Here is a 26733-nt window from a genome sequence, read left to right on the forward strand (position 1 = left end):
GACCACGATGACCACAGTGATCAAGGCACCGGGCGAGCCCTCCGCCGAGCGTTCCGGAGGCGGCGGGGCCGGCGCCCGCGACGGCGGCGGCCGCTCCGACGGCATGGTGCTCAACGTCTTCTCGCACGGCTTCCTCGCCGTCTGGGCGGTACTGATCGTCCTGCCGCTCGTGTGGCTGGTGCTCGGGTCCTTCAAGACCGACACCCAGATCGGCTCCTCGGCCCTCAGCTGGCCCTCCAACTGGCACCTCGACGCCTTCGGCCGCGCCTGGGACAAGGGCATCGGCGGCTACTTCGGCCACACCCTGATCGTGCTGGCCTTCTCGGTCCCGCTGACGATGCTGCTCGGCTCGATGGCCGCGTACGTGCTGGCCCGCTACCCCTTCCGGGGGAACCGGATCATCTACTACTTCTTCGTCAGCGGGGCGATGTTCCCCGTCTTCCTGGCGCTGGTACCGCTGTTCTTCATGGTCAAGCGCCTGGACATGCTCAACACCTACCAGGGGCTGATCCTGGTCTACGTCGCGTACTCGCTGCCCTTCACCGTCTTCTTCATGCACTCCTTCTTCCGTACCCTGCCGACGGCGGTGCACGAGGCGGCGGTGATCGACGGGGCCTCCGACACCCGGATCTTCTTCCAGGTGATGCTGCCGATGGCCAAGCCCGGCCTGATCAGCGTGGGGATATTCAATGTCCTGGGCCAGTGGAACCAGTACATCCTGCCCTCGGTGCTGATGCAGCCGCAGAGCGGATCCGACCCCGAGCGCTACATGCTCACCCAGGGCCTGATCCAGCTCCAGTACCAGATGGGCTACGAGACGGACCTGCCGGTGCTGTTCGCCGGTGTGACCATCGCGATGATCCCGATGCTGGTGGTCTACCTGTCCTTCCAGCGACAGATCCAGGCGGGCCTCACCTCGGCCACGCTGAAGTAGCCGGTCCGGCACCGGCGTCAGGGGCCGCCGGAGGACTTCCGCAGCTGGTACAGCTCCCCGGAACCGGGGTGGCCGATGTCCTGGTGGATCCTGGGCCGCCGCCCGGTGCCGCCGACGCCCCACGCCGGCCAGTGACACCCCGGTACGTCCACGCGGACCCGCTGGGACCAGGGGTCCCGGCCGGGCTCGTACGACCAGGTGCCGGAGCCCGAGCAGCGCCGTGAGGCGCCGCTCGGGGGGTCTCCGGGGGTGTGCACGCCGACGCCGGAGGCCGTGACCCGGCCGTCCGGGGTGAAGGTCAGCGTGCCGGTGGTGTGATCGGTCCAGGTGCCGGCCAGGGTCCGCGGGCCGATCACCGGCGGCTCGTACGCGGGCAGCACTCCGGCGGCCAGCGCGAGCGCGCCGGACAGGCCCGTCCCCACCACCAGCGCCCCGCCCCACAGCGCCACCCGGCGCGTCAGTCCCGCACCCCGGGGCCGGGCGGCCAGCGCGCCCGCCGACAGCGAGGCCGTGGCCGCGGCCCAGAAGAGCAGCGTGGGCCGGGTCTGCGCGTCGTTGTACACCGCGAAGGCCCAGACGGGAGGCGCCAGCAGGGCGGCCACCAGCAGCGGCACGCAGCACCACGCCGCACGCTCGCCGAGCCGGCGGCCGAGCAGGTCGGACAGCGCGACCGCCGGCAGGACGAAGAGCAGTGACAGCAGGAGCCCGATGACGCCGACGATGCCCGCGAGGGAGAAGAGGGCCGCTGCGATCCGGCCGTAGTCGGGCGGCACGTCCGGCGGCGGCTGCGTCCGGACGTACAGCAGTACGACCACGACGGTGAGCGCCACCTCCAGGTATCCCACCAGTACGGATATCAGCAGGACCCGTCCGTACGACCGTTTCTGACGCATGCTCGCCCCCCCGGTGACGTCCCGGATCCATACTGCCAGCCGGGCTGAACGTGTTCAATTCATTACGCGGGCACGACCGCCCACGGCCGCCGGGCACCACGGGGTGGCGGCCGTGTCCAGGCCCCGGACGCTCGGCCCGTCCCGCGTGATCACCCCGGCGCCGAGGAAGCCGATCCCCGAGACGATCTGGGCGGCGACCCGCGAGGGTCGTCGGCCGTCCACCCCCTAGAGCCAGGCGCCGAAACGGCGGATGTACCAGGTCTTCACGAGCTGGGTGAGCGTGCAGTACGCGAGCAGTACGCCGATCAGCCAGGGGAAGTAGCCCGCGGGCAGGGCGACGAAGCCCAGCGAGGGGGCCAGCGGGGAGAAGGGCAGCCAGAGCCCGGTCAGCACCGCGAGGACGGTCATCGCCATCACCGGCCAGGAGGCGCGGGACCGGATGAAGGGGATCTTGCGGGTGCGGATCATGTGGACGATCAGGGTCTGCGAGAGCAGGCCCTCGACGAACCAGCCGGACTGGAAGAGCGACTGCTCGGCCGCCGTGTCGGCCGCGAAGACGTGCCACATGATCACGAACATCGCGATGTCGAAGATCGAGCTGATGGGGCCGATGGTGACCATGAAGCGAAAGATGCCCTTGGCGTCCCAGTTGCGGGGCTTGCGCAGGTACTCCTCGTCCATCCGGTCCCAGGGCGTGGCCAGCTGGGCGATGTCGTAGACCAGGTTCTGCACCAGCAGCATGATCGCGAGCATCGGCTGGAAGGGGATGAACGCGCTCGCCACCAGTACCGAGAAGACGTTGCCGAAGTTCGACGAGGCCGTCATCTTGATGTACTTGATCGTGTTGCCGAAGGTGGTCCGGCCCTGGACCACGCCCTGTTCCAGGACGGTCAGGTCCTTCTCCAGCAGGATGATGTCCGCCGACTCCTTGGCGATGTCGACGGCGGTGTCCACCGAGATGCCGACGTCGGCGTCGCGCAGGGCGGCCGCGTCGTTGATCCCGTCGCCGAGGAAGCCGACGGTGTGCCCCTCGGCCTGGAGGGCCCTGACGATCCGGGCCTTCTGGACCGGGTTGGCCTTGGCGAAGACCGTCGTACGGGCGGCCAGCGCGCGCAGCGCGGTGTCGTCGAGGGCGTCCACCTCGGAGCCCGAGACCACGTGGCCCACCTCGATGCCGACGTCGGCGCAGACCCGGGCCGCGACGAGCTCGTTGTCGCCGGTGACCACCTTCACCGCGATGCCCTTGTCCGCCAGGCCCCGCAGGGCGGCGGCCGCGGAGGCCTTCGGCGGGTCGAGGAAGGCGAGGAAGCCGACCAGGGTCAGCCCGTCCTCGTCCGCGACGGTGTAGGTGTCGCGCGGGTCGGCGACGGTGCGGGTGGCCACCGCCAGGACGCGCAGGCCCTGCCGGTTGTTCCGCTCGGCGATCCGGGCGGCGCGCAGGCGCAGTTCGCCGGTCAGCCCGACCCTCTCGCCGCGGTCGGTCATGTGCGTGCAGAGGGCCAGGACCTCTTCGACCGCGCCCTTGGTGATCATGACGTGCTCAGGCCGGCCGGCGGCCCCGGCCATGCTGTTGCGGTTGAGGACCACGGACATCCGGCGCCGGGCGAAGTCGAAGGGGATCTCGTCGACCATCGAGAACCGTGCGTCGACGACAACCTCCTCGGCCTCGTTGACGCGGTCGATGACCGCCTGGTCCATCAGGTTCTTCAGGCCGGTCTGGAAGTGGGCGTTGAGGTACCCGTACTCCAGCACCTCGCCGTCCTCGGCGCCGTGCACGTCCAGGTAGCGGTCCAGGACGATCCGGTCCTCGGTGAGGGTGCCGGTCTTGTCCGTGCAGAGCACGTCCATCGCGCCCAGGTTCTGGATCGCGTTCAGCCGCTTGACGACGACCTTGCGCCTGGACATGGCGACCGCGCCGCGCGCCAGGTTGGCGGAGACGACCATCGGCAGCATCTCGGGGGTCAGGCCCACCGCGACGGCGACACCGAACAGGAAGGCTTCGTTCCAGTCGCCCTTGGTGAGGCCGTTGACCATGAAGACGACGGGGACCATCACCAGCATGAAGCGGATCAGCAGGAAGCTGACCTTGCGCACGCCGGTGTCGAAGTTGGTCTGCGGGCGCTCGCCCACCAGGGTGCCGGCCATGGAGCCGAAGTAGGTGTCGGCTCCGGTGGCGACGACCACGCCGGTGGCGGTGCCGGAGGTCACCGAGGTGCCCATCAGGCAGAGGTTGTCGGCCTCCACCGGGTCGGTGGTCGCGTCCTGGCCGAGGTCCTCGGCGCGGGTGTCGGCCTTGGCGACCGGCAACGACTCGCCGGACAGCGCCGCCTGGCCGACCATCAGGTCCTTGGAGGTGATCAGCCGCAGGTCGGCCGGGATCAGGTCGCCGGCGGCGAGTTTGACCAGGTCGCCCGGGACCACCCGGTCCATCGGCACCTCGAAGGTGGTGGGCACCGATCCGCTGCCGGCCCGGCGCTGCACCGCGCACGTGGTGGTGACGAGCTTCTTCAGGGCGTCGGCGGCCCGGCCCGAGCGGTACTCCTGCCAGAACCGCAGCAGCCCGCTGACCGCCACCATCACGGAGAGGATGACGACCCCGGGATCCGCGGGGTCCTGCCAGAACATGACGGCGGCCAGGAAGACCAGGACGCCGATGAAGGGGTTGCAGAAGGCCTTCGCGAGCTGCGTGATCCACAGCGGGGTGCGCTCCTGGGCGACGGCGTTGGCGCCGTGCCGCTCCAGCCGCAGGGCCGCCTCGGCGTGGGTGAGGCCGCTCCGGGAGGTGTCGGCGTCCTGGAGGACCCGCACGGCCGGGCGGGCGCTGATCGCGGCCAGGCGCTCGCCGGCGAGGCGGGTGGCGGCTTCGAGCTCGGCGGCCTTGCGCTCGCGGCGGCCGCGGCCCGGCGGCGCGAGCTTCGCCGGGGTACGAGGGGTGAGCATGGTCATGACGAATACCTCCCTCCACGGCGTCCGGGCAGCGCGGAGCCGCGCGGTGACGTGGAGTGATCGATGTGCGGCGCGGGATGGCACAGGACGCCACGGGGTGCGCCGCGGACATGGATGACGTATGCCTGACAGGAGAGTCAGGGCATGCGAAAGGAAAGGGGGAACGGGGTCCCGCGGGAAGACCGGAGCGGGCGCGGCACGGAAACGGCGCGGGGCCGTCGCCGTGGGCGTACGCGGAAAGGTCAGCCGATCAGCGGGGCAGTGGCCCGGACGGTCGGCGGGTCAGCCGGAGCAGGCGCGGCGAGGACTTCGATCGGGACTCATCCCGAACACCTCCTCGCGTAGCGCTGTCATGGCACGGCGCGCGGTCCGGCCGGAAAGGCCGCAGAGGACCGGCGCCTCAGCGACCGTAGCACGATCTAGGTGGCCCTTGTTCATACTTTCGGGCCATCTGTCCGGTTCGCTCTGTCTCAGGCTCTTGACGGCGGAGTGGGCAAAGGCTCGACTTAAGGTTCACAAGTTGGAGAGACGCCGGGGTCTCGGAGCGCATAGCCGCGACACCGGCCGGGGGGCGACGGATGGCCGTCGCTAATGGGCAGGAGTGGATGAGTCGTGCAGACTCCCGGATCGCAGTCCTCGCTGCATCGCGCGAACCTGGAGAGAGTCGTGCGGGCCGTGCGCCTCGCCGGTTCGCTGACCCAGGCGGAGATCGCCCGCACCACCGGACTGTCGGCGGCCACGGTCTCCAACATCGTCCGTGAACTGAAGGAGAGCGGGACCGTCGAGGTCACCGACACCTCGGCCGGCGGCCGCCGGGCCCGCAGCGTCTCGCTCAGCGGGGACGCGGGCATCGTGATCGGAGTCGACTTCGGCCACACCCACCTGCGGGTGGCCGTGGGCAACCTGGCGCACCAGGTGCTCGCCGAGGAGGCCGAGCCGCTGGACGTCGACGCCTCCTGGGTGGACGGCTTCGACCGGGCGGAAGCCCTGGTCGGACGGCTGGTCCAGGGCATCGGGGTGGCCCGCGACAAGGTCATCGGCGTGGGGCTCGGCGTCCCGGGCCCGATCGACGTGGAGTCCGGCACCCTGGGCTCGACCGCGATCCTGCCGGGCTGGGCCGGGATCAACCCGCGCCAGGAGCTCTCGCAGCGCCTGGGCGTACCCGTCTACGTGGACAACGACGCGAACCTCGGCGCGCTGGGGGAGCTGGTCTGGGGCAGCGGCCGGGGGGTCCGCGACCTGGCGTACATCAAGGTCGCGAGCGGTGTGGGCGCGGGCCTGGTGATCAACGGCCAGATCTACCGGGGACCCGGCGGCACGGCGGGGGAGATCGGGCACATCACCCTGGACGAATCGGGCCCCGTCTGCCGCTGCGGCAACCGCGGCTGCCTGGAGACCTTCGCCGCCGCGCGCTACGTGCTGCCGCTGCTCCAGGGCACGCACGGACCGGAACTGACGATGGAGAAGGTGGTCGAGCTGGCCCGGGGCGGGGACCCCGGGTGCCGCCGGGTCATCACCGACGTGGGCCGTCACATCGGCAGCGGCGTGGCCAGCCTCTGCAACCTCCTGAACCCGAGCCGGATCGTGCTCGGCGGCTCGCTGGCGGAGGCCGGCGAGCTGGTGCTGGCGCCGATCCGCGAGTCCGTGGGGCGGTACGCGATCCCCAGCGCGGCCCGCCAGCTGTCGGTCCTCACGGGGTCGTTGGGCGGCCGCGCGGAAGTACTGGGCGCACTGGCCCTCGTACTCAGCGAGATGGGCGATTCGACGCTTTTGGCGGAAAATGGCATTGGGGTGCGAGTCCCCGCCGCCATGCCTTCAGGTAGATAACGGATGGCACCGTTGTCATCTCGTTAAGGATTCACTCCTTGACGGCAAACGGCGGCCGGGGTTGACTCACGTCCACCTCGGCCGCAGCGTTGCGGCCTCGTCAGGGAGGTTCAACGAATGAACACGCGTATGCGTAGAGCCGCCGTTGCCGTCGCCGCCGGCGCCATGGCCGTTTCGCTGGCCGCATGTGGCAGCGCCAAGGAAGCCGGTGGCGAGAAGAAGCCCTCCGGCTCCGCCGCCACCGGTGACGCCATCAAGGTCGGTCTGCTCCTGCCCGAGAACCAGACCGCGCGCTACGAGAAGTTCGACAAGCCGCTGATCGAGAAGAAGGTCGCCGATCTCACCGGCGGCAAGGCCGAGGTGGTCTACGCCAACGCCAAGCAGGACGCGACCACGCAGAACTCGCAGGTCGACACGATGATCACCAACAAGGTGAACGTCCTGATCGTCGACGCGGTCGACGCCAAGGCCATCGCCGGCTCGGTCAAGAAGGCCAAGGACGCCGGCATCCCGGTCGTCGCCTACGACCGCCTGGCGGAGGGCCCGATCGACGCCTACACCTCCTTCGACAACGAAGAGGTCGGCAAGGTGCAGGGCAAGGCCCTGCTGGAGGCCCTGGGCGACAAGGCCAAGGACGGCCAGATCGTCATGATGAACGGCTCCGTCACCGACCCGAACGCCGCGCTGTTCAAGAAGGGCGCCCACTCCGTCCTCGACGGCAAGGTGACCATCGGCAAGGAGTACGACACCAAGGAGTGGAAGCCGGAGAACGCCAACACCAACATGGCGGGCGCGCTGACCGCGCTCGGCAAGGACAAGGTGATCGGCGTCTACTCCGCCAACGACGGCATGGCCGGCGGCATCATCACCGCCCTCAAGGCGGCCGGCCTGTCCCCCCTGCCCCCGGTCACCGGCCAGGACGCCGAACTCGCCGGTGTGCAGCGGATCGTGGCGGGCGAGCAGTTCATGAGCGTCTACAAGCCGTACGCCCCCGAGGCCGCGGCCGCCGCCGAGATGGCCGTCGCCCTCGCCAAGGGCGAGAAGATCGACGGGATCATCAACAACAAGGTCGACAGCCCGACCTCCAAGGGCGTTCCGTCCGTGCTGATCCCGGTCGTCTCGCTCACCAAGAGCAACATCAAGGACACCGTCGTCAAGGACGGCGTCTACACGGTCGACGAGATCTGCACCGACAAGTTCGCGACCGCCTGCGCCACCATCGGCCTCAAGTAAGGCCGTCGACGCTGCCGCCCCCGCGGCCCGGCGACCCCCCTGCCCTGCCCGGCGCCCCGCCCCTCATACCCCGCCAACCGCGGGGCGCCGGGCAGAAACGATTCACCTTTCGCTTGTCGTATCCCATCCGCCCCGCTCCTGCTCTTTTGCACGACATCCCCGCCGGTCAGGCGGCGAAGGAGATGGTTCATGTGTCCGCTGCGCCCGTGCTGGCGTTGCGAGGGGTCTCGAAGCGGTTCGGCGCCGTCCAGGCCCTGACCGACGTAGAACTCGAGATCCACTCCGGTGAGGTGGTCGCCCTGGTCGGCGACAACGGCGCCGGCAAGTCCACGCTGGTCAAGACGATCGCCGGCGTGCACCCCATCGATGACGGAGTCATCGAGTGGGAGGGCCGCCCGGTCTCCATCGGCAAGCCCCACGACGCCCAGAACCTCGGCATCGCGACCGTCTACCAGGACCTCGCGCTGTGCGACAACATCGACGTCGTCGGCAACCTCTTCCTCGGGCGCGAGCTCAAGCGCTTCGGCGTCCTCGACGAGGTGGAGATGGAGCGCCGCGCCCGCGAGCTCCTGACCACCCTGTCCATCCGGATCCCCAGTGTCCGGATCCCCATCGCCTCGCTCTCCGGCGGCCAGCGCCAGACCGTGGCGATCGCCCGCTCGATGCTGGGCGAGCCCAAGCTCGTCATCCTCGACGAGCCCACCGCGGCCCTCGGCGTCGAGCAGACCGCACAGGTGCTCGACCTCGTGGAGCGGCTGCGCGAGCGCGGTCACGCCGTCATCCTCATCAGCCACAACATGGCCGATGTGAAGGCCGTCGCCGACAAGGTGGCGGTGCTGCGGCTGGGCCGCAACAACGGTGTCTTCAACGTCGCCGACACCTCGCAGGAAGAGATCATCTCCGCCATCACCGGGGCCACGGACAACGCCGTGACCCGCCGGGCGGCCCGCACCGGGGAGGCCCGCAAGTGAGCACCGAACACCACACCGCGGCGGAAGAGGTGGCCAAGCTGGCCAACCCGGCCGCCCCGGCGGACGCCATTCCGGTGGTGGACCCCCGCCTGCTCGTGCGCGAGCAGGGGCTGTCCGGCTACCTGAGCGAGTTCGGCCGCAAGATGAAGGCCGGCGACCTGGGCTCGATCCCGGTCGTCCTCGGCCTGATCATCATCTGGAGCATCTTCCAGGGGCTGAACTCGAACTTCCTCTCCCCGGAGAACCTCTCCAACATCGCGATCACGATGGTCGCCACCGGCATGATGGCCGTCGGCATCATCTTCGTCCTGCTGCTCGGCGAGATCGACCTCTCGGTCGGCTCGGTCAGCGGCGTCTCGGGCGCGATCGTCGCCGTCCTCGCCGTCACCCACGGCGTCAACGAGTGGGTCGCGATCCTCGCCGCCGTCGGCGGCGGGGCCCTGATCGGCGCGGTCCACGGCTTCTTCTTCGCCAAGATCGGCGCCCCCGCCTTCGCCGTCACCCTGTCCGGCCTGCTGTTCTGGTCCGGCGCGATGCTCCAGATCCTGGGCAGCAACGGCACCATCAACCTCGACTCCGAGGGCGTGGTCGGGCAGCTCACCACGTACTACTTCTCGGACGTGGCCGCCGGCTACGGCCTCGCGGCGGTCGCCACGGTGGCGTACTTCCTCGCCACCTTCCTCGACAACCGCCGCCGGGAGGCCGCCGGGGTCCCCTCGCGGCCGCTGAGCGAGATCCTGCTGCGCACCGGCCTGCTGGCGGTCTTCACCTTCGGCCCCGCCGTCGTGTTCAACCAGTACAAGGGCCTGCCGCTGGCGCTGGTGATCTTCGTCGTGGCACTGGTGGGCACGGACTTCGTCCTGCGCCGCACGACCTTCGGCCGCAACGTCTTCGCCCTCGGCGGCAGCGTCGAGGCCTCCCGCCGCGCGGGCATCAACGTCAACGGGATCCGCATCGCGGTCTTCGCGATCGCGGGCACCTTCGCGGCCGTCGGCGGCCTCTTCTGGGCCTCCAAGATCGCGGCGGCCAACCAGAGCGCCGGCGCCGGCGACCTGCTGATGAACGTGATCGCGGCGGCCGTCATCGGCGGCACCAGCCTCTTCGGCGGCCGCGGCCGGACCTGGAACGCCCTCCTCGGTGTGATGGTCATCACCAGCATCCAGTACGGTCTGGCCCTGGAGGGGATCGCGACTCCGATCCAGTACATGATCACCGGTGCCGTACTGCTGGCCACGGTGGTCATCGACTCGGTGACCCGCAAGACCCAGAAGTCGGCCGGCCGCGCCTGACCGCGCGACCTGGGCCGATCCCAGCCGGTAAGACCCGTCACAGTGCCCGGTGCCACTCCGCGTGGCGCCGGGCACCTGTGCGTACACGTGTGCGTACGGGTGTGCAGGTATACGCCCGTTTGGGACGTGTGATTTCGCGACGAGGTGTACAGGTATGACAAAGGTGTGACCCGCCAGGTACGGCCCGATGACCGCCCTCGCGAGCGGAACATTAGACTCGACAGACCAGCAAGCAACTGCAAGGAGGCACGGGTGCTGCTGACCCGCATCAAGGGACCGCGCGATCTGGACCGGCTCAGCCAGGAGGAGCTCAATCAGCTCGCGGCAGAGATCAGGTCCTTCCTCGTCGACGCCGTCTCCAAGACCGGCGGGCACCTCGGCCCCAACCTCGGCGTGGTCGAACTGACGATCGCCCTGCACCGGGTCTTCGAATCGCCCAAGGACAAGGTCCTCTTCGACACCGGCCACCAGGCCTACGTCCACAAGCTGCTCACCGGCCGCCAGGACTTCTCGGACCTGCGCGCCAAGGGCGGCCTGTCCGGCTATCCCTCGCGCGCCGAGTCCGACCACGACGTGATCGAGAACTCGCACGCCTCCACGGTGCTGGGCTGGGCCGACGGCCTCGCCAAGGCCAACGAGGTGCTCGGCCGCGAGGACCACCACGTCGCCGCCGTCATCGGCGACGGCGCGCTGACCGGCGGCATGGCCTGGGAGGCGCTGAACAACATCGCCGCCGCCAAGGACCGCCCGCTCGTCATCGTCGTCAACGACAACGAGCGCTCGTACGGCCCCACCATCGGCGGCCTCGCGAACCACCTGGCCACCCTGCGCACCACGGACGGCTACGAGCGCTTCCTGGCCCGCGGCAAGGAGATCCTGGAGCGCACCCCCGTCGTCGGGAAGCCGCTCTTCGAGACCCTGCACGGCGCCAAGAAGGGCCTCAAGGACTTCATCGCCCCCCAGGGCATGTTCGAGGACCTGGGCCTGAAGTACATCGGCCCCATCGACGGCCACGACATCGAGGCCCTGGAGTCCGCGCTCCAGCGCGCCAAGCGCTTCAGCGGCCCGGTCATCGTGCACTGCCTCACCCAGAAGGGCCGCGGCTACACCCCGGCCCTGGAGCACGAGGCGGACCGCTTCCACGCGGTCGGCGTGATCCACCCCGACACCGGCCTCCCGGTCAAGACCGCCGCCGCCAGCTGGACCTCCGTCTTCGCCGACGAGATGGTCAAGCTCGGCCACGAGCGCGAGGACATCGTCGGCATCACCGCCGCCATGCTCCACCCGGTCGGCCTGAACAAGTTCGCCGAGGCCTTCCCGGACCGCATCTACGACGTCGGCATCGCCGAGCAGCACGGCGCCACCTCGGCCGCCGGCCTCGCCACGGGCGGCGTCCACCCCGTCTTCGCGGTCTACGCCACGTTCCTCAACCGTGCCTTCGACCAGGTCCTCATGGACGTGGCCCTGCACAAGTGCGGGGTCACCTTCGTGCTCGACCGGGCCGGGGTCACCGGCGACGACGGCGCCTCCCACAACGGCATGTGGGACATGTCCATCCTCCAGGTCGTCCCCGGACTGCGCCTGGCGGCCCCGCGCGACGCCGAGCAGCTGCGCGCCCAGCTGCGCGAGGCCGTCGAGGTCAAGGACGCCCCGACCGTCGTGCGCTACTCCAAGGGCGTCGTCGGCCCGGCCGTCCCGGCCGTCGGCCGGATCGGCGGCATGGACGTCCTGCGCACCCCGGCCCCCGAGGTCACCCGTCCGGACGTACTCCTCGTCTCCGTCGGCGCGCTCGCCCCGATGTGCCTGGAGATCGCCGACCTGCTCGACAAGCAGGGCATCTCCTGCACCGTGGTCGACCCCCGCTGGGTCAAGCCCGTGGACGAGGCCATGGCCCCGCTCGCCGACCGGCACCGGGTCGTCGTCACCGTCGAGGACAACGGCCGCACCGGCGGTGTGGGCGCCGCCGTGTCCCAGGCACTGCGCGACGCGGGCGTCGACGTACCGCTGCGCGACTTCGGCATCCCGCAGCGCTTCCTCGACCACGCGCAGCGCAAGGAGATCATGGCCGAGATCGGCCTGACCGCCCCGGACATCGCCCGCCAGGTCACCGGTCTGGTCGCCAAGCTGGACGGCCGCTTCGAGAGCGAGCGGGCCGCCGCCGTCGACTAGCCGGAACAGGCCGGATCGCGCGGTTGCACGTCACGGGCCGGGAGATCACCCTTGAAGGGTGGGCCTCCCGGCCCGTTCGCGTACTTCTTGGGAGGTGCGTCGGTGAGCACGGATCAGAACAGCCCGTTCCGCACCAAGACGGTGGAACAGTCCATCCGTGACACGGAGGAACCGGAGCACGCGCTCCGCAAATCGCTCTCCGCCTGGGACCTGACCGTCTTCGGTGTCGGCGTCATCATCGGTACCGGCATCTTCGTCCTCACGGGCATCGCGGCCCGGAACAACGCCGGCCCCGCCACCGCGCTCTCCTTCGTGGTGTCGGGCGTCGTCTGCGCCCTCGCGGCCCTCTGCTACGCCGAGTTCGCGTCCACCGTCCCGGTGGCCGGATCGGCGTACACCTTCGCGTACGCCTCGATCGGCGAGCTGCCGGCCTGGATCATCGGCTGGGACCTGGTGCTCGAATTCGCGCTCGGCACGGCCGTCGTGGCGGTCGGCTGGTCCGGGTACGTACGCCACCTCATGCACACGAACCTCGGCTGGGACATGCCCGTCGCGCTGTCCGGGCCCGACGCGGGCGGCAGTTTCGACCTGATGGCCTTCCTGCTGGTCCTCGCCCTGACCGCGATCCTCGTCGTCGGGACGAAGCTGTCGGCGCGCATCACCGCGGTCGTCGTGGCCATCAAGGTCACCGTGGTGCTGCTGGTCATCATCGCGGGCCTGTTCTTCATCAAGGCCGACAACTACTCGCCGTTCATCCCCCCGGCGCAGCCGCAGCCGAGCGGCAGCGGCTGGACGGCACCACTGGTCCAGCTGCTGTTCGGGTTCGAGCCCACCAACTTCGGCGTCATGGGCATCTTCACCGCGGCCTCCCTGGTCTTCTTCGCCTTCATCGGCTTCGACGTCGTGGCCACCGCGGCCGAGGAGACCAAGAACCCGCAACGGGACATGCCGCGCGGCATCCTCGGTTCTCTGCTCATCTGCACGCTCCTCTACGTCGCCGTGACCATCGTGGTCACCGGCATGCAGTACTACGCGGAGATGTCGCCGACCGCGCCGCTCGCCGAGGCCTTCAAGTCGGTGAACCAGCCGTTCTTCTCCGGTGCCATCAGCCTCGGGGCGGCCGTCGGCCTGATCACGGTCAGCATGATCCTGCTGCTGGGCCAGACCCGGGTGTTCTTCGCGATGAGCCGTGACGGACTGCTGCCGCGCGTCTTCTCGGTCACCCACCCCAAGTACCGCACCCCGTACCGGGCCACCCTGCTCCTCGGCGGGGTCATCGCGGTCATCGCGGGGTTCACCAGCCTGGCGAAGCTCGCGGAACTGGTCAACATCGGCACCCTGTTCGCCTTCGTCATCGTGGCGCTCGGCGTGATCATCCTGCGCAGGACCCGCCCCGACCTGCACCGGTCCTTCCGCACCCCGTGGGTGCCGGTGGTCCCGATCCTGTCGATGGCGGCCTCGCTGTGGCTGATGCTCAACCTGCCGGCCGAGACCTGGCTGCGCTTCGGGATCTGGATGGTGGTCGGCTTCGTCGTCTACTTCCTGTACGGCAAGCGGAAGAGCCGGCTGGCGCAGGTCGGCCAGGACGCGGAGTACTAGGACGACGGGGACGGCCCGGGCGCCCGGGACTTGGCGCCCGGGCCGCCGCCCTTGGCGGGGGAGTCCTTCGCCGAGGCGGGGACCTTCTGGTCGTTGCGCAGGGCCTCCCACAGCTGGGAGGCCCGCTCCTGTGCGACCACGACCCGGTTCGGGTCCACCTTGTCGTAGGCCACCGGCAGCATGATGGTCTCCATGGTGGACGGGTCCACGCCCTGCATGCTCCGCGCGAAGTCGGACAGCGCGGTGAGCGAGGCCAGATCGGAGTCGGTGGTCAGCGACTTGGTGCCGGCGTCGGCGAGCTTGTAGAGCCGCGCCGGATTGCCGAGGGCGTCCTGCTTCTTGATCTCGGACAGCATCGCGAGCATGAACTGCTGCTGGAGCCCTATGCGTCCGAGGTCGCTGCTGTCCCCGTAGCCGTAGCGGGTCCGTACGAACTTCAGCGAGTCGGTGCCGTTGAGGCGGTGCGTCCCCGCGTCCAGTCTGAGGCCGCCCTTCGCGCCGGTCATCGGCTTGTCGAGGGTGACGGTGACCCCGCCGAGGGCGTCGACGAGGCCCTTGAAGCCGGCGAAGTCCACCTCCACGAAGTGGTCCACGCGGATCCCGGACAGCTGCTCCACCGTCTTGACCACGCAGGCCGGACCGGCCAGCGAGTAGACGGAGTTGAACATGACCCGGCCGGCCCCGGGGACGGTCCTGCCGTCCTCGTCCTTGCACTCGGGCCGGGTGATCAGGGTGTCGCGCGGGATGCTCACCGCGGTGGCCCTGGCCCGGCCCTCGGGTATGTGCACCAGCATCGCGGTGTCGGAGCGGGCCCCGCTGACGTCGCCGTGGTCGAGCTCGCCGTTGGCCCCGGCCCGGGAGTCGGAGCCGAGCACCAGGACGTTCTGCGCGTTCCCGGCCACCTTCGGCGGCCGGTTGTCCGCGCCGATGGCCTGGTCGAGGTCCACGCTGTCGATGTTCCCGCTGAGGTGGCCGTAGACCCACCAGCCGGACCCCGCCGCGCCGAGGACCACCACGGCCGCCGTCCAGGCGAGCCCCCGCCGGATCCGGGAGGCTCGCGAACGGGGCGGCTTCGTGGTGGGGGTGGAGTCTGAAGTCATGCCCGGGAACCGGTCCTTCCGAACGGGTGGCGGGAGATCCGGTGGGGATCTCGAGGGGATCTCGCGGCCTACAACATAGACGCAGGGGGCCGCCCGGGAGCCCCGGGGTATCCTGATTCTGTTCGAACGGCGAAGCGGAAGGGTTGCTGCGGTTTCATGGCGACGCGATCCCGGCGCGGTTCGAACAGATCCCCCGAGCAGCCCTCCGGAGCCGTCGGGTCCCCCACGGGCGACCGGAACACCGTGACGCCGGGCCCCCTGACGGGCCGTTGGCTCCTCGCCGGCAAGGACGGCCGGCTCACCGCCTACGCGCATGCCGGGGGCGGTCTGCTCCGCTGGACCGAGAGCGCCCCCGGCGGCCCCGGGTGGAGCGGCCCCGACCTCCTCCCCGCCGACGGGCTGACCGACCTCGCGGTGGGCCAGGGCCCGGACGGGTACGCCCACTTCGCGGGCCGGCGCCGCACCAGGACCGGGGACGCCGAGACGGTCACCTACCACCACGCGGTGCAGTACCAGAGCGGCCGCCCGATGGGCCCCTGGGAATCCCTCGGCACCCTCTACCAGCGGCCCGGGACGTCGCACCGCGGCGGACCGCCCGCCCTGGCGGTGGACGCCCAGGGATCGCCCCACGTCTTCGTCCGCAACGCGGGCCGCGGCGTCCACGTCAGGCGCCAGGACAGCAAGGGCAACTGGCACGCCTGGGAGGACCTGAGGGGCAGCAAGGCCTTCGAGGGCATCGGCGCCGACTCGGCCGCCGAGGGCCGGGTCTGGCTGGCCGCGCCCGGCGAGAAGGGGCTCTCCCGCTGGACCCAGAGCACGCCCGGCGGCCCCATGGAGCGGGCCGAGGACATCCCGTACCCCGTCCAGGACGGCTCGGTGCGCACACTGGAGACGGCCCCGGGCCGCGTCACCCACTTCTGGCACGCGGCCGACGGGAGCGGGGTGTTCGCCTGCCGCGAGGGCGCCGGGGTGCTGGCGCTCGGCGGCGGACCGGCGGTCGGCGCGGTCGCGGCCGTCCGCGCGCTGGTCGACGGCTACGACTGCACGGTGCTGGCCCACCGGGGCGTGAACGGGCGCACCGCCCTCGCGGCGTACCCCACGGAACACGAGGCGGCGGGGCTCTGGTGGACCGAGATCGGCGAGGAGTGCGTTGGTTCCCCGGCGCTCGCCGTCGACGCCCGGGGCCTGGTCGTCATCGCCTGTGTCAGCGCCCGGGGCGAACTGCTGGTCAGCCGGCAGAAGGACAACTCCGGTCTGTCACTGGGCCGCTGGCAGCGCCTCTGACGGCTCGGGGCGCCGCCGCCCCTGCGGCGGGATCCTCGTCAGGTTGTGCCGGTCCACCGCCAGCGCCGATATCCGCCGCAGGAAGTCCACCGACCGCTCGGCGGTGTCCGGGGTGATCCAGGCGTCGTCGATGTCGCACAGCTCCACCCGCACGGGCGAGCCGCCCAGCACGATGGGCAGGGTGTAGGCGATGGTGGACGCGAAGGTCAGCAGGGACTGGCCGATGGGCTCGGTGAGCGCGGTCAGTTCGAGCGGCAGCTCGGGGTGGACGATCTCCATGCCGGTGAGCCCGGCGATCCGCTCCAGCTTGGGCCCGCTCTCCCGGCGGTGCGCGAAGTACCGGCCGGCCGCCCGGTGGCGGGCTATCCAGCCGACCGCGTCGATGTACCGGTCCTCGTCGACGACCCCGGTCTCCACCAGGGAGCTGCCCGCCAGATCGGCCCCGGGCCGCACCCGCACCGGACCGAAGGCGGCCCGGCTCCAGGCGTAGTCGTTGGGCCGTACCTCGGTGCCGGGCGGCGCGGCGACCGGCATGCAGGTGAAGAAGACGGCGCGCTCCAGGTCCTCCCGGGCCAGCCAGCGGTTGACCGGGCCGCCCTTGGCGGAGGGCTTGAGCTCGCCCTGGTGCCAGCGGGTCAGCTGCCCGCCGTACGTCAGCAGGCTGACCAGCTCGGTGGTGGCGGTGCCGTCGTCCACGACGACCACCTCGCGGGCCTTGGAGCGGGGCAGCAGCAGCTGGATCGTACGGGAGAACAGGTCCCCGATCACCAGGCGCCGGGCGGCCGCGACCGCACGGCCGAGGCGGACCAGCTCCCCGGCCCGCCCCAGATAGCCCGCGCGGACCTCGTAGCGCCGCCAGACCACCTTGGACTGGGAGGCGAACCGGCACAGCCGGCGGACCTGGGCGCGCGAACGCGGGTCCACCGGCTGGAGGACGGCGATGGTGAGGGACGCTGCCTCGCCCGGGTGGACGTACGCCCACTCCAGCACGTTCAGTAGTTGAGCCGGGCTCTCCACCAGGGCGAGGGTGTCGCTCATGCCGAGGCCGTCACGCCCTCGGCGGGGAGGGTGCCCTGGACGCGGCGGAGCTTCTTCATGGGGCCGATTTCGGAGGCGTAGACGCGCTTGACGCCGTCGCCGAGGGCGGTCTCGATGGTGCGGATGTCGCGGACCAGGCGGGCGAGGCCGCCCGGCTCGACGGAGGCGGCCTGGTCGGAGCCCCACATGGCGCGGTCCAGGGTGATGTGCCGCTCCACGGCGCACGCGCCGAGGGCGACGGCTGCCACGGTCGTCTGCAGGCCGGTCTCGTGGCCGGAGTAGCCGATCGGGACGTTGGGGTACTCCTCCCGGAGCGTGTTGATGACGCGCAGGTTGAGCTCCTCGGCCTTGGCCGGGTACGTCGAGGTGGCGTGCAGCAGGACGACGTTCGCGCTGCCCAGCACCTCCACGGCGTGCCGGATCTGCTGCGGGGTGGACATCCCGGTGGACAGGATGACCGTCTTGCCGGTGGCGCGCAGGGCGAGCAGCAGCTCGTCGTCGGTCAGGGAGGCGGAGGCCACCTTGTGGGCGGGCACGTCGAACTTCTCAAGGAAGGTCACCGCCTCGGTGTCCCACGGGGACGCGAACCAGTCGATGCCGCGCTTCGCGCAGTGCTCGCCGATGGCCCGGTACTCGTCCTCGCCGAACTCCACGCGGTGGCGGTAGTCGATGTACGTCATCCGGCCCCAGGGGGTGTCCCGCTCGATGTCCCACTGGTCGCGCGGGGTGCATATCTCGGGGGTGCGCTTCTGGAACTTGACGGCGTCGCAGCCGGCGTCGGCGGCCGCGTCGATCAGCGCGAGGGCGTTGGCGAGCTCACCGTTGTGGTTGATCCCGATCTCGCCGATCACATAGGTGGGCCGGCCGGGGCCGACCTCCTTGTTCCCGATACGGCGGATTCGGCTGCTGTGCACCACTGTTCAGAGTTCCTTTCCGGGGTACTGCGAGGGGTCCGGCGACGGCGGGGCCGCCGGGGTCTGCTGGGGGTCGAGGAGGGGGGCCAGGGACCGGGCCCGGTCGAGGTCGCCGGGCTCGTCGATCTCGATGGCCCGCTCGGGGGCCGTGGGGACGAGCTGGGTCCGGCCGAAGAAGCGGTGGCCGTGCCGGCGGAAGCCGTCGGCGCGCATGGCGTAGACGGCGCCCGACTCCAGGTACTCGGGGGTGCGGTCCTGGCGGCGCAGGCGTACGGAGCTGTCGTGGTTGACCCCGTGCGCGTGGTGGCCGGGCTCTGCCCCGGCGGGCCCGGTGCCCCAGAGGAAGCCGTGGAAGGGCACGGCGGTGAAGGCGGAGTCGGCGCCGTCGCGGACCACGGCCAGGACGGTCTCCTCGACCTCCTCCGGGGTGGTGAAGGGGCTGGTGCACTGGACGAAGACGAGTACGTCCACGGGCTCGCGGTGACGTTCCTCCAGCACGTCCAGCGCGTGCAGCAGCGCGGACTCGCTCGATGCCCGGTCGGAGCCCAGCTCGGCCGGGCGGTCGACGACCTCGGCGCCGGCCCCGCGGGCGGCGCGGGCGATGGCCGCGTCGTCGGTGGAGACCACGACCCGCGTCACGTGGGCGGCGCCCAGGCAGGCGAGGACCGCGCGGGCGACCAGCGGGACCCCGCCGACCTCGGCGGTGTTCTTGCCGGGGATGCCCTTGGAGCCGCCCCGGGCGGGTATGACGGCGGTGACGTTCACGAGGCTTCCCCCTGGGGTGCCGGGACGACGGGGGCGGTCACACGCCGCCCCACTGCTGGATCTTCGGGGCCACGCGCTGGACCCCGAACTGGTAGGCGACCTTCAGCACGCGGCGGGAGGTGCGCCGCATGGGGCCGCTCGGGCGGCGGGCGGCGGCGGCCGCGCCGGGGGAGCCGTCCGGGTTCAGCCCCCGGCGGCGCAGCAGCGTACCCACGTATTCGGGGGCGCTGTCGGCCGTGTAGTACGGGGATATCGGCGGCAGCGCGGCACCGCGCAACTGGTCGATCCGGTGACGCAGTTCCCCGTACGGATCCACCGCGCGGATTCCCTGGTCGGCCGTCCAGGATTCGTCCGCGAGCGGGGCGTCGCCGTCGTCTATCGCGGTCCAGTCGGTGACGCAGCCGGAACCGGTGAAATAGTGGTTTCCGTGGACTTCCCGGACTCCGAGATCGCTGAGGATCGCGGTGGGCATTCCCCGGTGCATCGATTCGAGCGCGGCCGTGGAACTGACCGTCACCAGCAGGTCGGTGCGGTCGAGGGTGTCCGACATGTTTCCGTAGACGAAATGCAGATTGGGCGGCAGCGGCTCTTCCAGCTGTTCCGCGAGCACCTGGTAGTGGAAGGCCTCCACATGGGTGGTCGCCTCACCGGGCTTGCTGCGGAGTTTGACGAGTACGTCGCGCCCCGGACGCAGCCGCGCATGGGATATCGCGCGGCGCAGCATGTAAAGGCGGCCGTTCCGGTCGGCGGGCACCGACGGCTGGACGGCGAAGCACACCGTATAGGGGTGGGTGGCGTACGTGCGGTTCGGGTCGTAAGGCCTTTGGTCGAGGAAGGGGAGCGCCGTCTGGACTATGCAGGAAACGGGAATTCCGAGGGGCCCGTACACCTCGGTGAAACGGCGCCGGTCGAAAGGACTGTTGGCGAGGACGATGTCCGCGCCGGCCCGCAGCAGGAGCCCGTCGGCCATCTTCTCGTAGACGACGCCCACGTATCCCGTCATCAGGACCGGCCGCCGCGGCGCCCCGGCGAACCGGTGGGCGAGCGCGTGCAGGGCCGCGTGGGTGGCGCCGCCGACCGTTCCCAGGATGATCAGATCCGCTCCGTCGAGTTCCGGCGCCGCCGCGAAATCGGCGAGCGTGGCCTCGGTGATCGAGGCGGGGGTGATGCCGACCTCCGCCAGCTGGCGCGCCGTCGGAGTACTGCGGCCGCGCAGCATGTGGGCGTGCACCTTGCTGCCCGGTGCCAGGCCCACCGCCAGCCCCGCGCCCCATTTCCAGCGGGTGTCGGAGTCTGCGAGCACGTGGATGCGCACTTGGTGATTCCCGGGTCGGTCGGCGGAGCCCAACTGCCGTCGGCGTACCCGCGGCCGGCGCGGGCGAGGGGCGGGACTGCCGCCGGGCCCCATAGACCCTACATGCTCACCTGAGCCTTATGTGTCACGGAAAGGCTTCGACGGCCCGGGGAGTTGTACGTCACACCCGGAGGATCCGGGTGCCTCTCCGGGCGCTTCTATCATGATGTCCGGTCCGTCCGCGGGGCTTCGGCGGATGTGTGTGGGCAATGGGGAGAAGGTGAGTGCTTCCGGTGGTGACCCTTTCGGTAATCGTCGCGATGTGTGACGTCCGGGAGTTCTGTCGGACGGCGCTCAAGTCCTTGGCGCTCAATGCCCGGGAGGACTTCGAGTTCATCGTCGTGGACGACGCCTCCGTTGACGGCACGTCAGAGATCCTGCGGGAGATGGTGCCGGGAATTCCCGGCGCCGTGCTGATCCGCAACGAGCGGAACCTGGGGATATCGGCCACCCGCAACATCGGCCTCGCCGCCGCCCGCGGCCGGTTCTTCACCTTCCTCGACGGCGACGACTGGTACGCACCCGGATATCTCGCGCAACTCGTCGGCTGGATGAGCCAGTCCGGCGTGGATTTCCTGCGCACCGGCCATGTCCGCGTCTACGGGAGGAAGCGGAAGATCGTCATGGCGCCGCTCGCGCCGAGGGCCCTCCCGCTGGATCCCGCCGATTACATCGGCCCCGTCGACGCCTCCACCTTCATGGACTACCCGCAGTCCTGGGCGGGCATCTACGACCGGGAGCGCCTGCGGGAGGCCGACGCGCTGTTCTTCGACGAGAGCCTGCGCACCGCCGAGGACCGCCCCTGGTTCTACAAGCTGCACCTGCGGATGCGCTCCTTCGGAGTGGTCGACCTCCACGGCATCTTCTACCGCCGCGACGTGTCCACTTCCCTCACCAAGGTCCCCGACGAACGGCAGCTGGACTTCCTTCCGGCCTTCCGATTGATTTTCGGCGAACTCTCCCACCACCCGCGCGGATATGAACTGTCGTTCAAGGCCATGCGGACCCTGTGCGCGCTCGTCGTCATTCATCTGGGCCGCGAGGAGCAGTACGAGGAACTCACCCGGGAGCTGCTGCGCGAACGCAGCGCGCAGATCCTCTTCGACCTCCCCCAGGACATCCTCGAAGGAACCCTGGCCGGAATGGACTCCGCACGCGTGACCAAGCTCAGGGAACTCATGTCGCAGCACCAGGGCGCCGCCGCCCGATGACCCGGATATTCGCAGCCTCCACCCTCTACGGCGCCATGACGGTGGCCGCCGCCATCGACGCCGGGCAGCTCGGCCATGACGACCGCGAGCGCGTCCTGCTCGTCTGCAACAACGTCGACATCCCCGAAGTCGCCACCCCGCTGCACCGCATGCCCGGCGCCGCCGCCGTCCTCGCGCGCTTCCACCGGGTCGTCTACTGGAACGACCTCATCTACCCCTTCCACCCGGCGCTGTGGGCACCCCGCGACGAGGACGCCCCCCTCTGGCGCACCGTCATGGGGGAGAAGATGGCCATCCGGCCCGGACCCCTGGAACTCGTCGTCGAGTCGATCCAGGTCAAGCCCGCCCAGACGCTCTGCAAGATCTTCTCCGACGCCACCCTCGCCGTGTACGCCGACGGCGTCATGAGCTACGGCCCCACCCGCAACGACCTGCCCCGCCCCATCCACGGCCGGATCGACCAGGTCCTCTACCTCGACCTCATCCCCACCCTGCTGCCCATGCTCCTCACCGAGTACGGGATCCCCTCACAGCCCGTGCACACCGGAGCCGTCCTCAAACTGATGGCGGAGCTCACCGAGGAGTGCCGCCCGATCCTCGACCGGGTGATCCCGCCGCAGCTCGCCGAGCGCGGCCCGCAGACCGCACTCCTCCTCGGCCAGTACCTCTCCCCCCTCGGCATCCTCACCGAAGAGGAGGAAGAGGATCTGCACCGGCGCATGTTCGAGCACGCGGTGCGGCTCGGCCACACCTCCGTCGTCTTCAAACCCCACCCCAGCGCCCCCTCCAGCCTCTCCGACGCCCTCGCCGGGGCGGCCCGCGAGGCCGGCGTCCCCTTCCTCGTGCTGGACGTCCCGGTCCTCGCCGAGACGGTCTTCGAGTACCTGCGCCCCAGCCGGGTGATCGGCTGCTTCTCCACCGGCCTGTTCACCGCCCGCGCCCTGTACGGGATCCCCGTCGCCCAGATCGGCGCCCTGGAGGTCGTCCGGCGCATGCGCCCGTACGCCAACAGCAACCGGATCCCCGCCACCCTCACCCACGCCCTGGTCCCCGACCTGGAGGAGCCGACGGCCGCCCCGGCCGACCGGATCCTGGACGCCGAACACATCCGGACCGAGGTCACCCCGTACGTCCAGGCCGTCGGCTACTGCATGCAGCCCAAGCGGTTCGGCTTCCTGCGCCCGGTGGCCGAGGCGTACATCGCCGCGGCCGTCGACCAGTGGGAGGGCCGCCCCGAGCTGTCCATGCACTTCAACGAGCGCACCCGCACCCGCCTGGAACTGCCCGGCCCGCGCACCTGGAAGTGGCGGCGCGGCCTGGGCTGGACCCTGCGCAGCACCGGGGAGCGCCGCGAGCCGGACGAGGTGCCCGTCACCGACGTCTCGATGAGCGGCTTCGCCTCGCTCGTCGAGGCCAAGGACGACCGGGGCGTCCTGGAGGTCGGCGCGCGGCTGCTCGCCGAACAGGAGAACCTCGACCTGCTCATCGGCATGGCCCAGGCCCACATCCGCCGCAAGGAGACCGACCAGGCCAGGCAGCGGATCGAGCGGGCCGCCGAGATCTCCGCCGACAGCGGGCGCGCCCTGGTGTGGCTGCGGATCGCGGAGACGGCCGCCAAGCTGGGCAAGCGCGGCGACGACCTGCGCCTGCGGGCGGGTCAGCGGGCACTCGGCATCAACCCGGACTCGCCGGCCGCCCAGCGCCTGGTCAAGACCGGCCGGCTCGGCCGCAGGTAGGCGTACGCGGAAGGGCCCGCCCGCACCAGGTGCGGACGGGCCCCTCTCGGTACTGCTCGCGGTGTTACGCCGGGACGCTGGCGACACCCGGGGCGAGGAACTTCTTGCCGTTCACCCGCTCCGAGACGCCCTCACGGTCCAGGTACGGGGTGATGCCGCCCAGGTGGAAGGGCCAGCCCGCACCGGTGATGAGGCAGAGGTCGATGTCCTGGGCCTCGGCCACGACACCCTCCTCCAGCATCAGGCCGATCTCCTGCGCCACCGCGTCCAGGACGCGGTCGCGGACCTGCTCCTCGGTCAGGACGGCGTCGCCCTGCACCAGGAGGGCGGCGACCTCGGGGTCCAGCTCCGGCTTGAAGCCGTTCTCGGCGGAGTAGACGTAGAAGCCGCGCTTGCCGGCCTCGACCACGCGCTTGAGGTTCGGCGACACGGTGAAGCGCTCCGGGAAGGAACGGTTCAGCGTCTCGGAGACGTGCAGACCGATCGCCGGGCCCACGAGCTCCAGGAGGACCAGCGGGGACATCGGCAGGCCGAGCGGCTCGATGGCCTTCTCCGCCGTGGCCACCGGGGTGCCCTCGTCGATGACGTTCTGGATCTCGCCCATGAAGCGGGTCAGGATGCGGTTCACGACGAACGCCGGGGCGTCCTTCGTCAGGACCGCGGTCTTCTTCAGCTTCTTGGCGACACCGAAGGCCGTGGCCAGCGAGGCGTCGTCGGTCTGCTCACCGCGGACGATCTCCAGCAGCGGGAGGATCGCGACCGGGTTGAAGAAGTGGAAGCCGACCACGCGCTCCGGGTGCTGGAGCTTGGAGGCCATCTCCGACACCGACAGCGAGGAGGTGTTGGTGGCGAGGATCGCGTGCGCCGGGGCGACCGCCTCGACCTCCGCGAACACCTTCTGCTTGACGGACATCTCCTCGAACACGGCCTCGATGATGAAGTCCGCGTCCGCGAAGCCCTCGGCCTTGTCCAGGACACCGGTCACCAGGGCGGTCAGGCGGTTGGCCTTGTCCTGGTTGATGCGGCCCTTGCCGAGCAGCTTCTGGATCTCGGCGTGGACGTAGCCCACACCCTTGTCCACGCGCTCCTGGTCGATGTCGGTGAGGACCACCGGCACCTCCAGGCGGCGCAGGAACAGCAGCGCCAGCTGCGAGGCCATCAGGCCCGCGCCGACGACGCCGACCTTGGTGACCGGACGGGCCAGGGACTTGTCCGGGGCACCGGCCGGGCGCTTGCCGCGCTTCTGGACCAGGTTGAAGGCGTAGATGCCCGAGCGCAGCTCGCCGCCCATGATGAGGTCGGCCAGGGCCTTGTCCTCGGCGTCGAAGCCGGCCTGGAGGTCGCCGTCCTTGGCCGCGGCGATGATCTCCAGCGCGCGGTAGGCGGCCGGAGCGGCGCCGTGCACCTTGGAGTCCGCGATGGCACGGCCCTTGGCGACGGCCGCGTCCCAGGCCTCGCCGCGGTCGACCTCGGCGCGGACGACCTCGGTGGTGCCGTTCAGGACGTTCGCGGTCCACAGGAGCGACTGCTCCAGGAAGTCCGCGCCCTCGAAGATCGCGTCGGCGATGCCGAGCTCGAAGACCTGCTTGCCCTTGAGCTGGCGGTTCTGGTTCAGCGAGTTCTCGATGATGACCGAGACCGCGCGCTCCGCGCCGATCAGGTTCGGGAGGATGGCGCAGCCGCCCCAGCCCGGAACCAGGCCGAGGAAGACCTCGGGCAGCGAGAAGGCCGGGATGGCCTTCGAGACGGTGCGGTAGGAGCAGTGCAGACCGACCTCGACACCGCCGCCCATCGCCGCGCCGTTGTAGTACGCGAAGGTGGGGACGGCCAGCGCGGAGAGGCGCTTGAAGACGTCGTGGCCGCCCTTGCCGATGGCGAGCGCCTCGTCGTGCTTCTTCAGCAGCTCGACGCCCTTGAGGTCGGCGCCGACGGCGAAGATGAACGGCTTGCCGGTGATGCCCGCGCCGACGATGGAGCCGGCGGTGGCCTCCTGCTCGACCTGGTCGATCGCCGCGTTCAGGTTGGCCAGCGACTGCGGGCCGAAGGTGGTCGGCTTGGTGTGGTCGAAGCCGTTGTCCAGCGTGATGAGCGCGAAGCGCCCCGCGCCGAACGGCAGGTCCAGGTGGCGGACGTGCGCGGACGTGACGACCTCGTCCGGGAACAGCTCGGCCGCGCCCTTCAGGAGCTCAGCGGTGGTGCTCACTTGGAGTCTCCCTCGGCGTTGAAGTGCGGGTTCTCCCAGATGACCGTGGCGCCCATGCCGAAGCCGACGCACATGGTGGTCAGGCCGTAGCGGACGTGCGGCTGCTCCTCGAACTGGCGGGCCAGCTGCGTCATCAGGCGGACGCCGGAGGAGGCGAGCGGGTGGCCGAAGGCGATGGCGCCGCCGTACTGGTTCACCCGGGCGTCGTCGTCGGCGATGCCGTAGTGCTCCAGGAACGCGAGGACCTGGACCGCGAAGGCCTCGTTGACCTCGAACAGGCCTATGTCCTCGATGGACAGGCCGGCCTGGGCGAGGGCCTTCTCGGTCGCCGGGATCGGGCCGTAGCCCATGACCTCCGGCTCGACACCCGCGAAGGAGTACGAGACGAGGCGCATCTTGACCGGGAGGTTGTTCTCGCGGGCGAAGTCCTCGGACGCGATGATCGCGGCGGTGGCACCGTCGTTGAGACCGGCGGCGTTGCCCGCGGTGACCCGGCCGTGCGTACGGAACGGGGTCTTCAGGCCGGCCAGGTTCTCCAGCGTGGTGCCCGGGCGCATCGGCTCGTCGGTGGTGACCAGGCCCCAGCCCGTCTCGCCCGCGGCCTCGTTGGTGTTGCGGACCGAGATCGGGACCAGGTCCTGCTGGATCTTGCCGTCGGCGTACGCCTTGGCGGCCTTCTCCTGCGAGCGCACGGCGTACTGGTCGGCGCGCAGCTTGGTGATCGTCGGGTACCGGTCGTGCAGGTTCTCGGCGGTCATGCCCATGAACAGGGCGGACTCGTCGACCAGCTTCTCGGAGACGAAGCGCGGGTTCGGGTCCACGCCCTCGCCCATGGGGTGGCGGCCCATGTGCTCGACACCGCCGGCGAGGGCGACGTCGTACGCACCGAAGGCCACACCGCCCGCGACGGCGGTCACGGCGGTCAGCGCGCCGGCGCACATGCGGTCGATGGAGTAGCCCGGCACGGACTGCGGGAGGCCCGCGAGGATGCCGGCCGTGCGGCCCAGCGTCAGGCCCTGGTCGCCGATCTGCGTGGTCGCGGCGATGGCGACCTCGTCGATCTTCTTGGGGTCCAGGTCCGGGTTGCGGCGCAGCAGCTCCCGGATCGCCTTCACGACGAGGTCGTCGGCGCGGGTCTCGTGGTAGATGCCCTTCGGGCCCGCCTTGCCGAACGGGGTGCGGACGCCGTCGACGAAGACGACGTCCCTGACGGTACGAGGCACGTTGGCTCTCCTCCAGGTACGGGATGGCGCTGCTGCGCGGGGGC

The 26733-nt window shown here is 70.6% G+C and carries 19 protein-coding genes and 1 pseudogene; 10 read left to right on the top strand and 10 right to left on the bottom strand.

Translation table 11 applies throughout. The annotated features are described in order from the left end of the window. Positions 1-7 precede the first annotated feature (7 nt). A complete protein-coding gene (locus ACZ7IF_RS16200; RefSeq protein WP_470971040.1) occupies positions 8-934 on the top strand; it encodes a carbohydrate ABC transporter permease in 927 nt (308 codons plus the stop codon). 17 nt (positions 935-951) lie between these two features. Here ACZ7IF_RS16200 and ACZ7IF_RS16205 read toward each other — a convergent pair whose 3' ends face one another. From ACZ7IF_RS16205 to mgtA, 3 genes and pseudogenes are all read right to left on the bottom strand, one after another. Further along, on the bottom strand, positions 952-1827 hold the full coding sequence (locus ACZ7IF_RS16205; RefSeq protein ID WP_470971047.1) for a hypothetical protein: 876 nt from the start codon (positions 1825-1827) through the stop codon (positions 952-954). 78 nt (positions 1828-1905) lie between these two features. Further along, positions 1906-2046 (bottom strand): annotated as a pseudogene (locus ACZ7IF_RS16210) (MgtC/SapB family protein); the annotation flags it as partial. A gap of 6 nt (positions 2047-2052) precedes the next feature. Next, entirely contained in the window at positions 2053-4773 is a 2721-nt protein-coding gene (gene mgtA / locus ACZ7IF_RS16215) for a magnesium-translocating P-type ATPase (protein ID WP_470971052.1), read from the bottom strand. A 612-nt stretch (positions 4774-5385) separates the two neighbouring features. Here mgtA and ACZ7IF_RS16220 point away from each other — a divergent pair. From ACZ7IF_RS16220 to ACZ7IF_RS16245, 6 genes are all read left to right on the top strand, one after another. Next, the gene (locus ACZ7IF_RS16220) at positions 5386-6600 is read left to right on the top strand and encodes an ROK family transcriptional regulator (protein WP_401242047.1); all 1215 of its coding nucleotides are present in this window, start codon (positions 5386-5388) and stop codon (positions 6598-6600) included. 117 nt (positions 6601-6717) lie between these two features. Further along, on the top strand, positions 6718-7833 hold the full coding sequence (locus tag ACZ7IF_RS16225) for a sugar ABC transporter substrate-binding protein (RefSeq protein ID WP_470971063.1): 1116 nt from the start codon (positions 6718-6720) through the stop codon (positions 7831-7833). Between the two features lie 182 nt (positions 7834-8015). Then, positions 8016-8804 (top strand): ATP-binding cassette domain-containing protein, encoded by a 789-nt coding sequence (locus ACZ7IF_RS16230; RefSeq protein WP_007267176.1) that lies wholly within the window; start codon positions 8016-8018, stop codon positions 8802-8804. Then, positions 8801-10093 carry a sugar ABC transporter permease gene (locus ACZ7IF_RS16235; RefSeq protein ID WP_470971069.1) on the top strand — a complete coding sequence of 431 codons (1293 nt, stop codon included), beginning with the start codon at positions 8801-8803 and terminating at the stop codon, positions 10091-10093. The genes ACZ7IF_RS16230 and ACZ7IF_RS16235 overlap by 4 nt, the downstream gene beginning before the upstream one ends. Before the next feature lie 252 nt (positions 10094-10345). Further along, positions 10346-12262 carry a 1-deoxy-D-xylulose-5-phosphate synthase gene (gene dxs / locus ACZ7IF_RS16240; RefSeq protein ID WP_470971075.1) on the top strand — a complete coding sequence of 639 codons (1917 nt, stop codon included), beginning with the start codon at positions 10346-10348 and terminating at the stop codon, positions 12260-12262. 102 nt (positions 12263-12364) lie between these two features. Further along, a complete protein-coding gene (locus ACZ7IF_RS16245) occupies positions 12365-13861 on the top strand; it encodes an amino acid permease (RefSeq protein WP_470971080.1) in 1497 nt (498 codons plus the stop codon). Here ACZ7IF_RS16245 and ACZ7IF_RS16250 read toward each other — a convergent pair. Next, positions 13858-14961: an LCP family protein gene (locus ACZ7IF_RS16250; protein WP_470971087.1), complete on the bottom strand. Its 1104-nt coding sequence runs from the start codon at positions 14959-14961 to the stop codon at positions 13858-13860. The two genes, ACZ7IF_RS16245 and ACZ7IF_RS16250, sit on opposite strands and share 4 nt — an antisense overlap. 156 nt (positions 14962-15117) lie before the next feature. Here ACZ7IF_RS16250 and ACZ7IF_RS16255 point away from each other — a divergent pair, with 156 nt between their 5' ends. Next, positions 15118-16245: a PLL family lectin gene (locus ACZ7IF_RS16255; protein WP_470971091.1), complete on the top strand. Its 1128-nt coding sequence runs from the start codon at positions 15118-15120 to the stop codon at positions 16243-16245. Here the strand turns inward: ACZ7IF_RS16255 and ACZ7IF_RS16260 are convergent. Genes ACZ7IF_RS16260 through ACZ7IF_RS16275 form a run of 4 tightly spaced genes read right to left on the bottom strand, consistent with a single transcriptional unit; the run spans position 16219 to position 20277 of the window. After that, complete coding sequence (locus ACZ7IF_RS16260) at positions 16219-17283, bottom strand: hypothetical protein (protein WP_470971094.1); 1065 nt, start codon at positions 17281-17283, stop codon at positions 16219-16221. The genes ACZ7IF_RS16255 and ACZ7IF_RS16260 overlap by 27 nt on opposite strands. Then, positions 17280-18197 (bottom strand): N-acetylneuraminate synthase family protein, encoded by a 918-nt coding sequence (locus ACZ7IF_RS16265; RefSeq protein WP_470971097.1) that lies wholly within the window; start codon positions 18195-18197, stop codon positions 17280-17282. Before ACZ7IF_RS16265 ends, ACZ7IF_RS16260 begins: the two co-directional genes overlap by 4 nt. A gap of 6 nt (positions 18198-18203) precedes the next feature. Next, complete coding sequence (locus ACZ7IF_RS16270; RefSeq protein ID WP_470971102.1) at positions 18204-18962, bottom strand: acylneuraminate cytidylyltransferase family protein; 759 nt, start codon at positions 18960-18962, stop codon at positions 18204-18206. 37 nt (positions 18963-18999) lie between these two features. After that, positions 19000-20277, bottom strand: coding sequence for a DUF6716 putative glycosyltransferase (locus ACZ7IF_RS16275; protein WP_470971109.1), 1278 nt, complete (start codon positions 20275-20277; stop codon positions 19000-19002). Between the two features lie 275 nt (positions 20278-20552). Between ACZ7IF_RS16275 and ACZ7IF_RS16280 the strand changes: the two genes are divergently transcribed. Both ACZ7IF_RS16280 and ACZ7IF_RS16285 read left to right on the top strand, forming a co-directional pair. Beyond that, the gene (locus ACZ7IF_RS16280) at positions 20553-21527 is read left to right on the top strand and encodes a glycosyltransferase family 2 protein (protein ID WP_470971112.1); all 975 of its coding nucleotides are present in this window, start codon (positions 20553-20555) and stop codon (positions 21525-21527) included. After that, on the top strand, positions 21524-23263 hold the full coding sequence (locus tag ACZ7IF_RS16285) for a polysialyltransferase family glycosyltransferase (protein ID WP_470971119.1): 1740 nt from the start codon (positions 21524-21526) through the stop codon (positions 23261-23263). Before ACZ7IF_RS16280 ends, ACZ7IF_RS16285 begins: the two co-directional genes overlap by 4 nt. Positions 23264-23327: 64 nt before the next feature. On the opposite strand, the gene ACZ7IF_RS16290 is transcribed toward ACZ7IF_RS16285, so the two are convergent. Further along, a complete protein-coding gene (locus ACZ7IF_RS16290; RefSeq protein WP_470971127.1) occupies positions 23328-25466 on the bottom strand; it encodes a 3-hydroxyacyl-CoA dehydrogenase NAD-binding domain-containing protein in 2139 nt (712 codons plus the stop codon). Further along, entirely contained in the window at positions 25463-26689 is a 1227-nt protein-coding gene (locus ACZ7IF_RS16295) for a thiolase family protein (RefSeq protein ID WP_470971133.1), read from the bottom strand. The genes ACZ7IF_RS16290 and ACZ7IF_RS16295 overlap by 4 nt, the downstream gene beginning before the upstream one ends. Positions 26690-26733 lie beyond the last annotated feature (44 nt).

Source organism: Streptomyces sp. NPDC037421, from assembly GCF_055602105.1.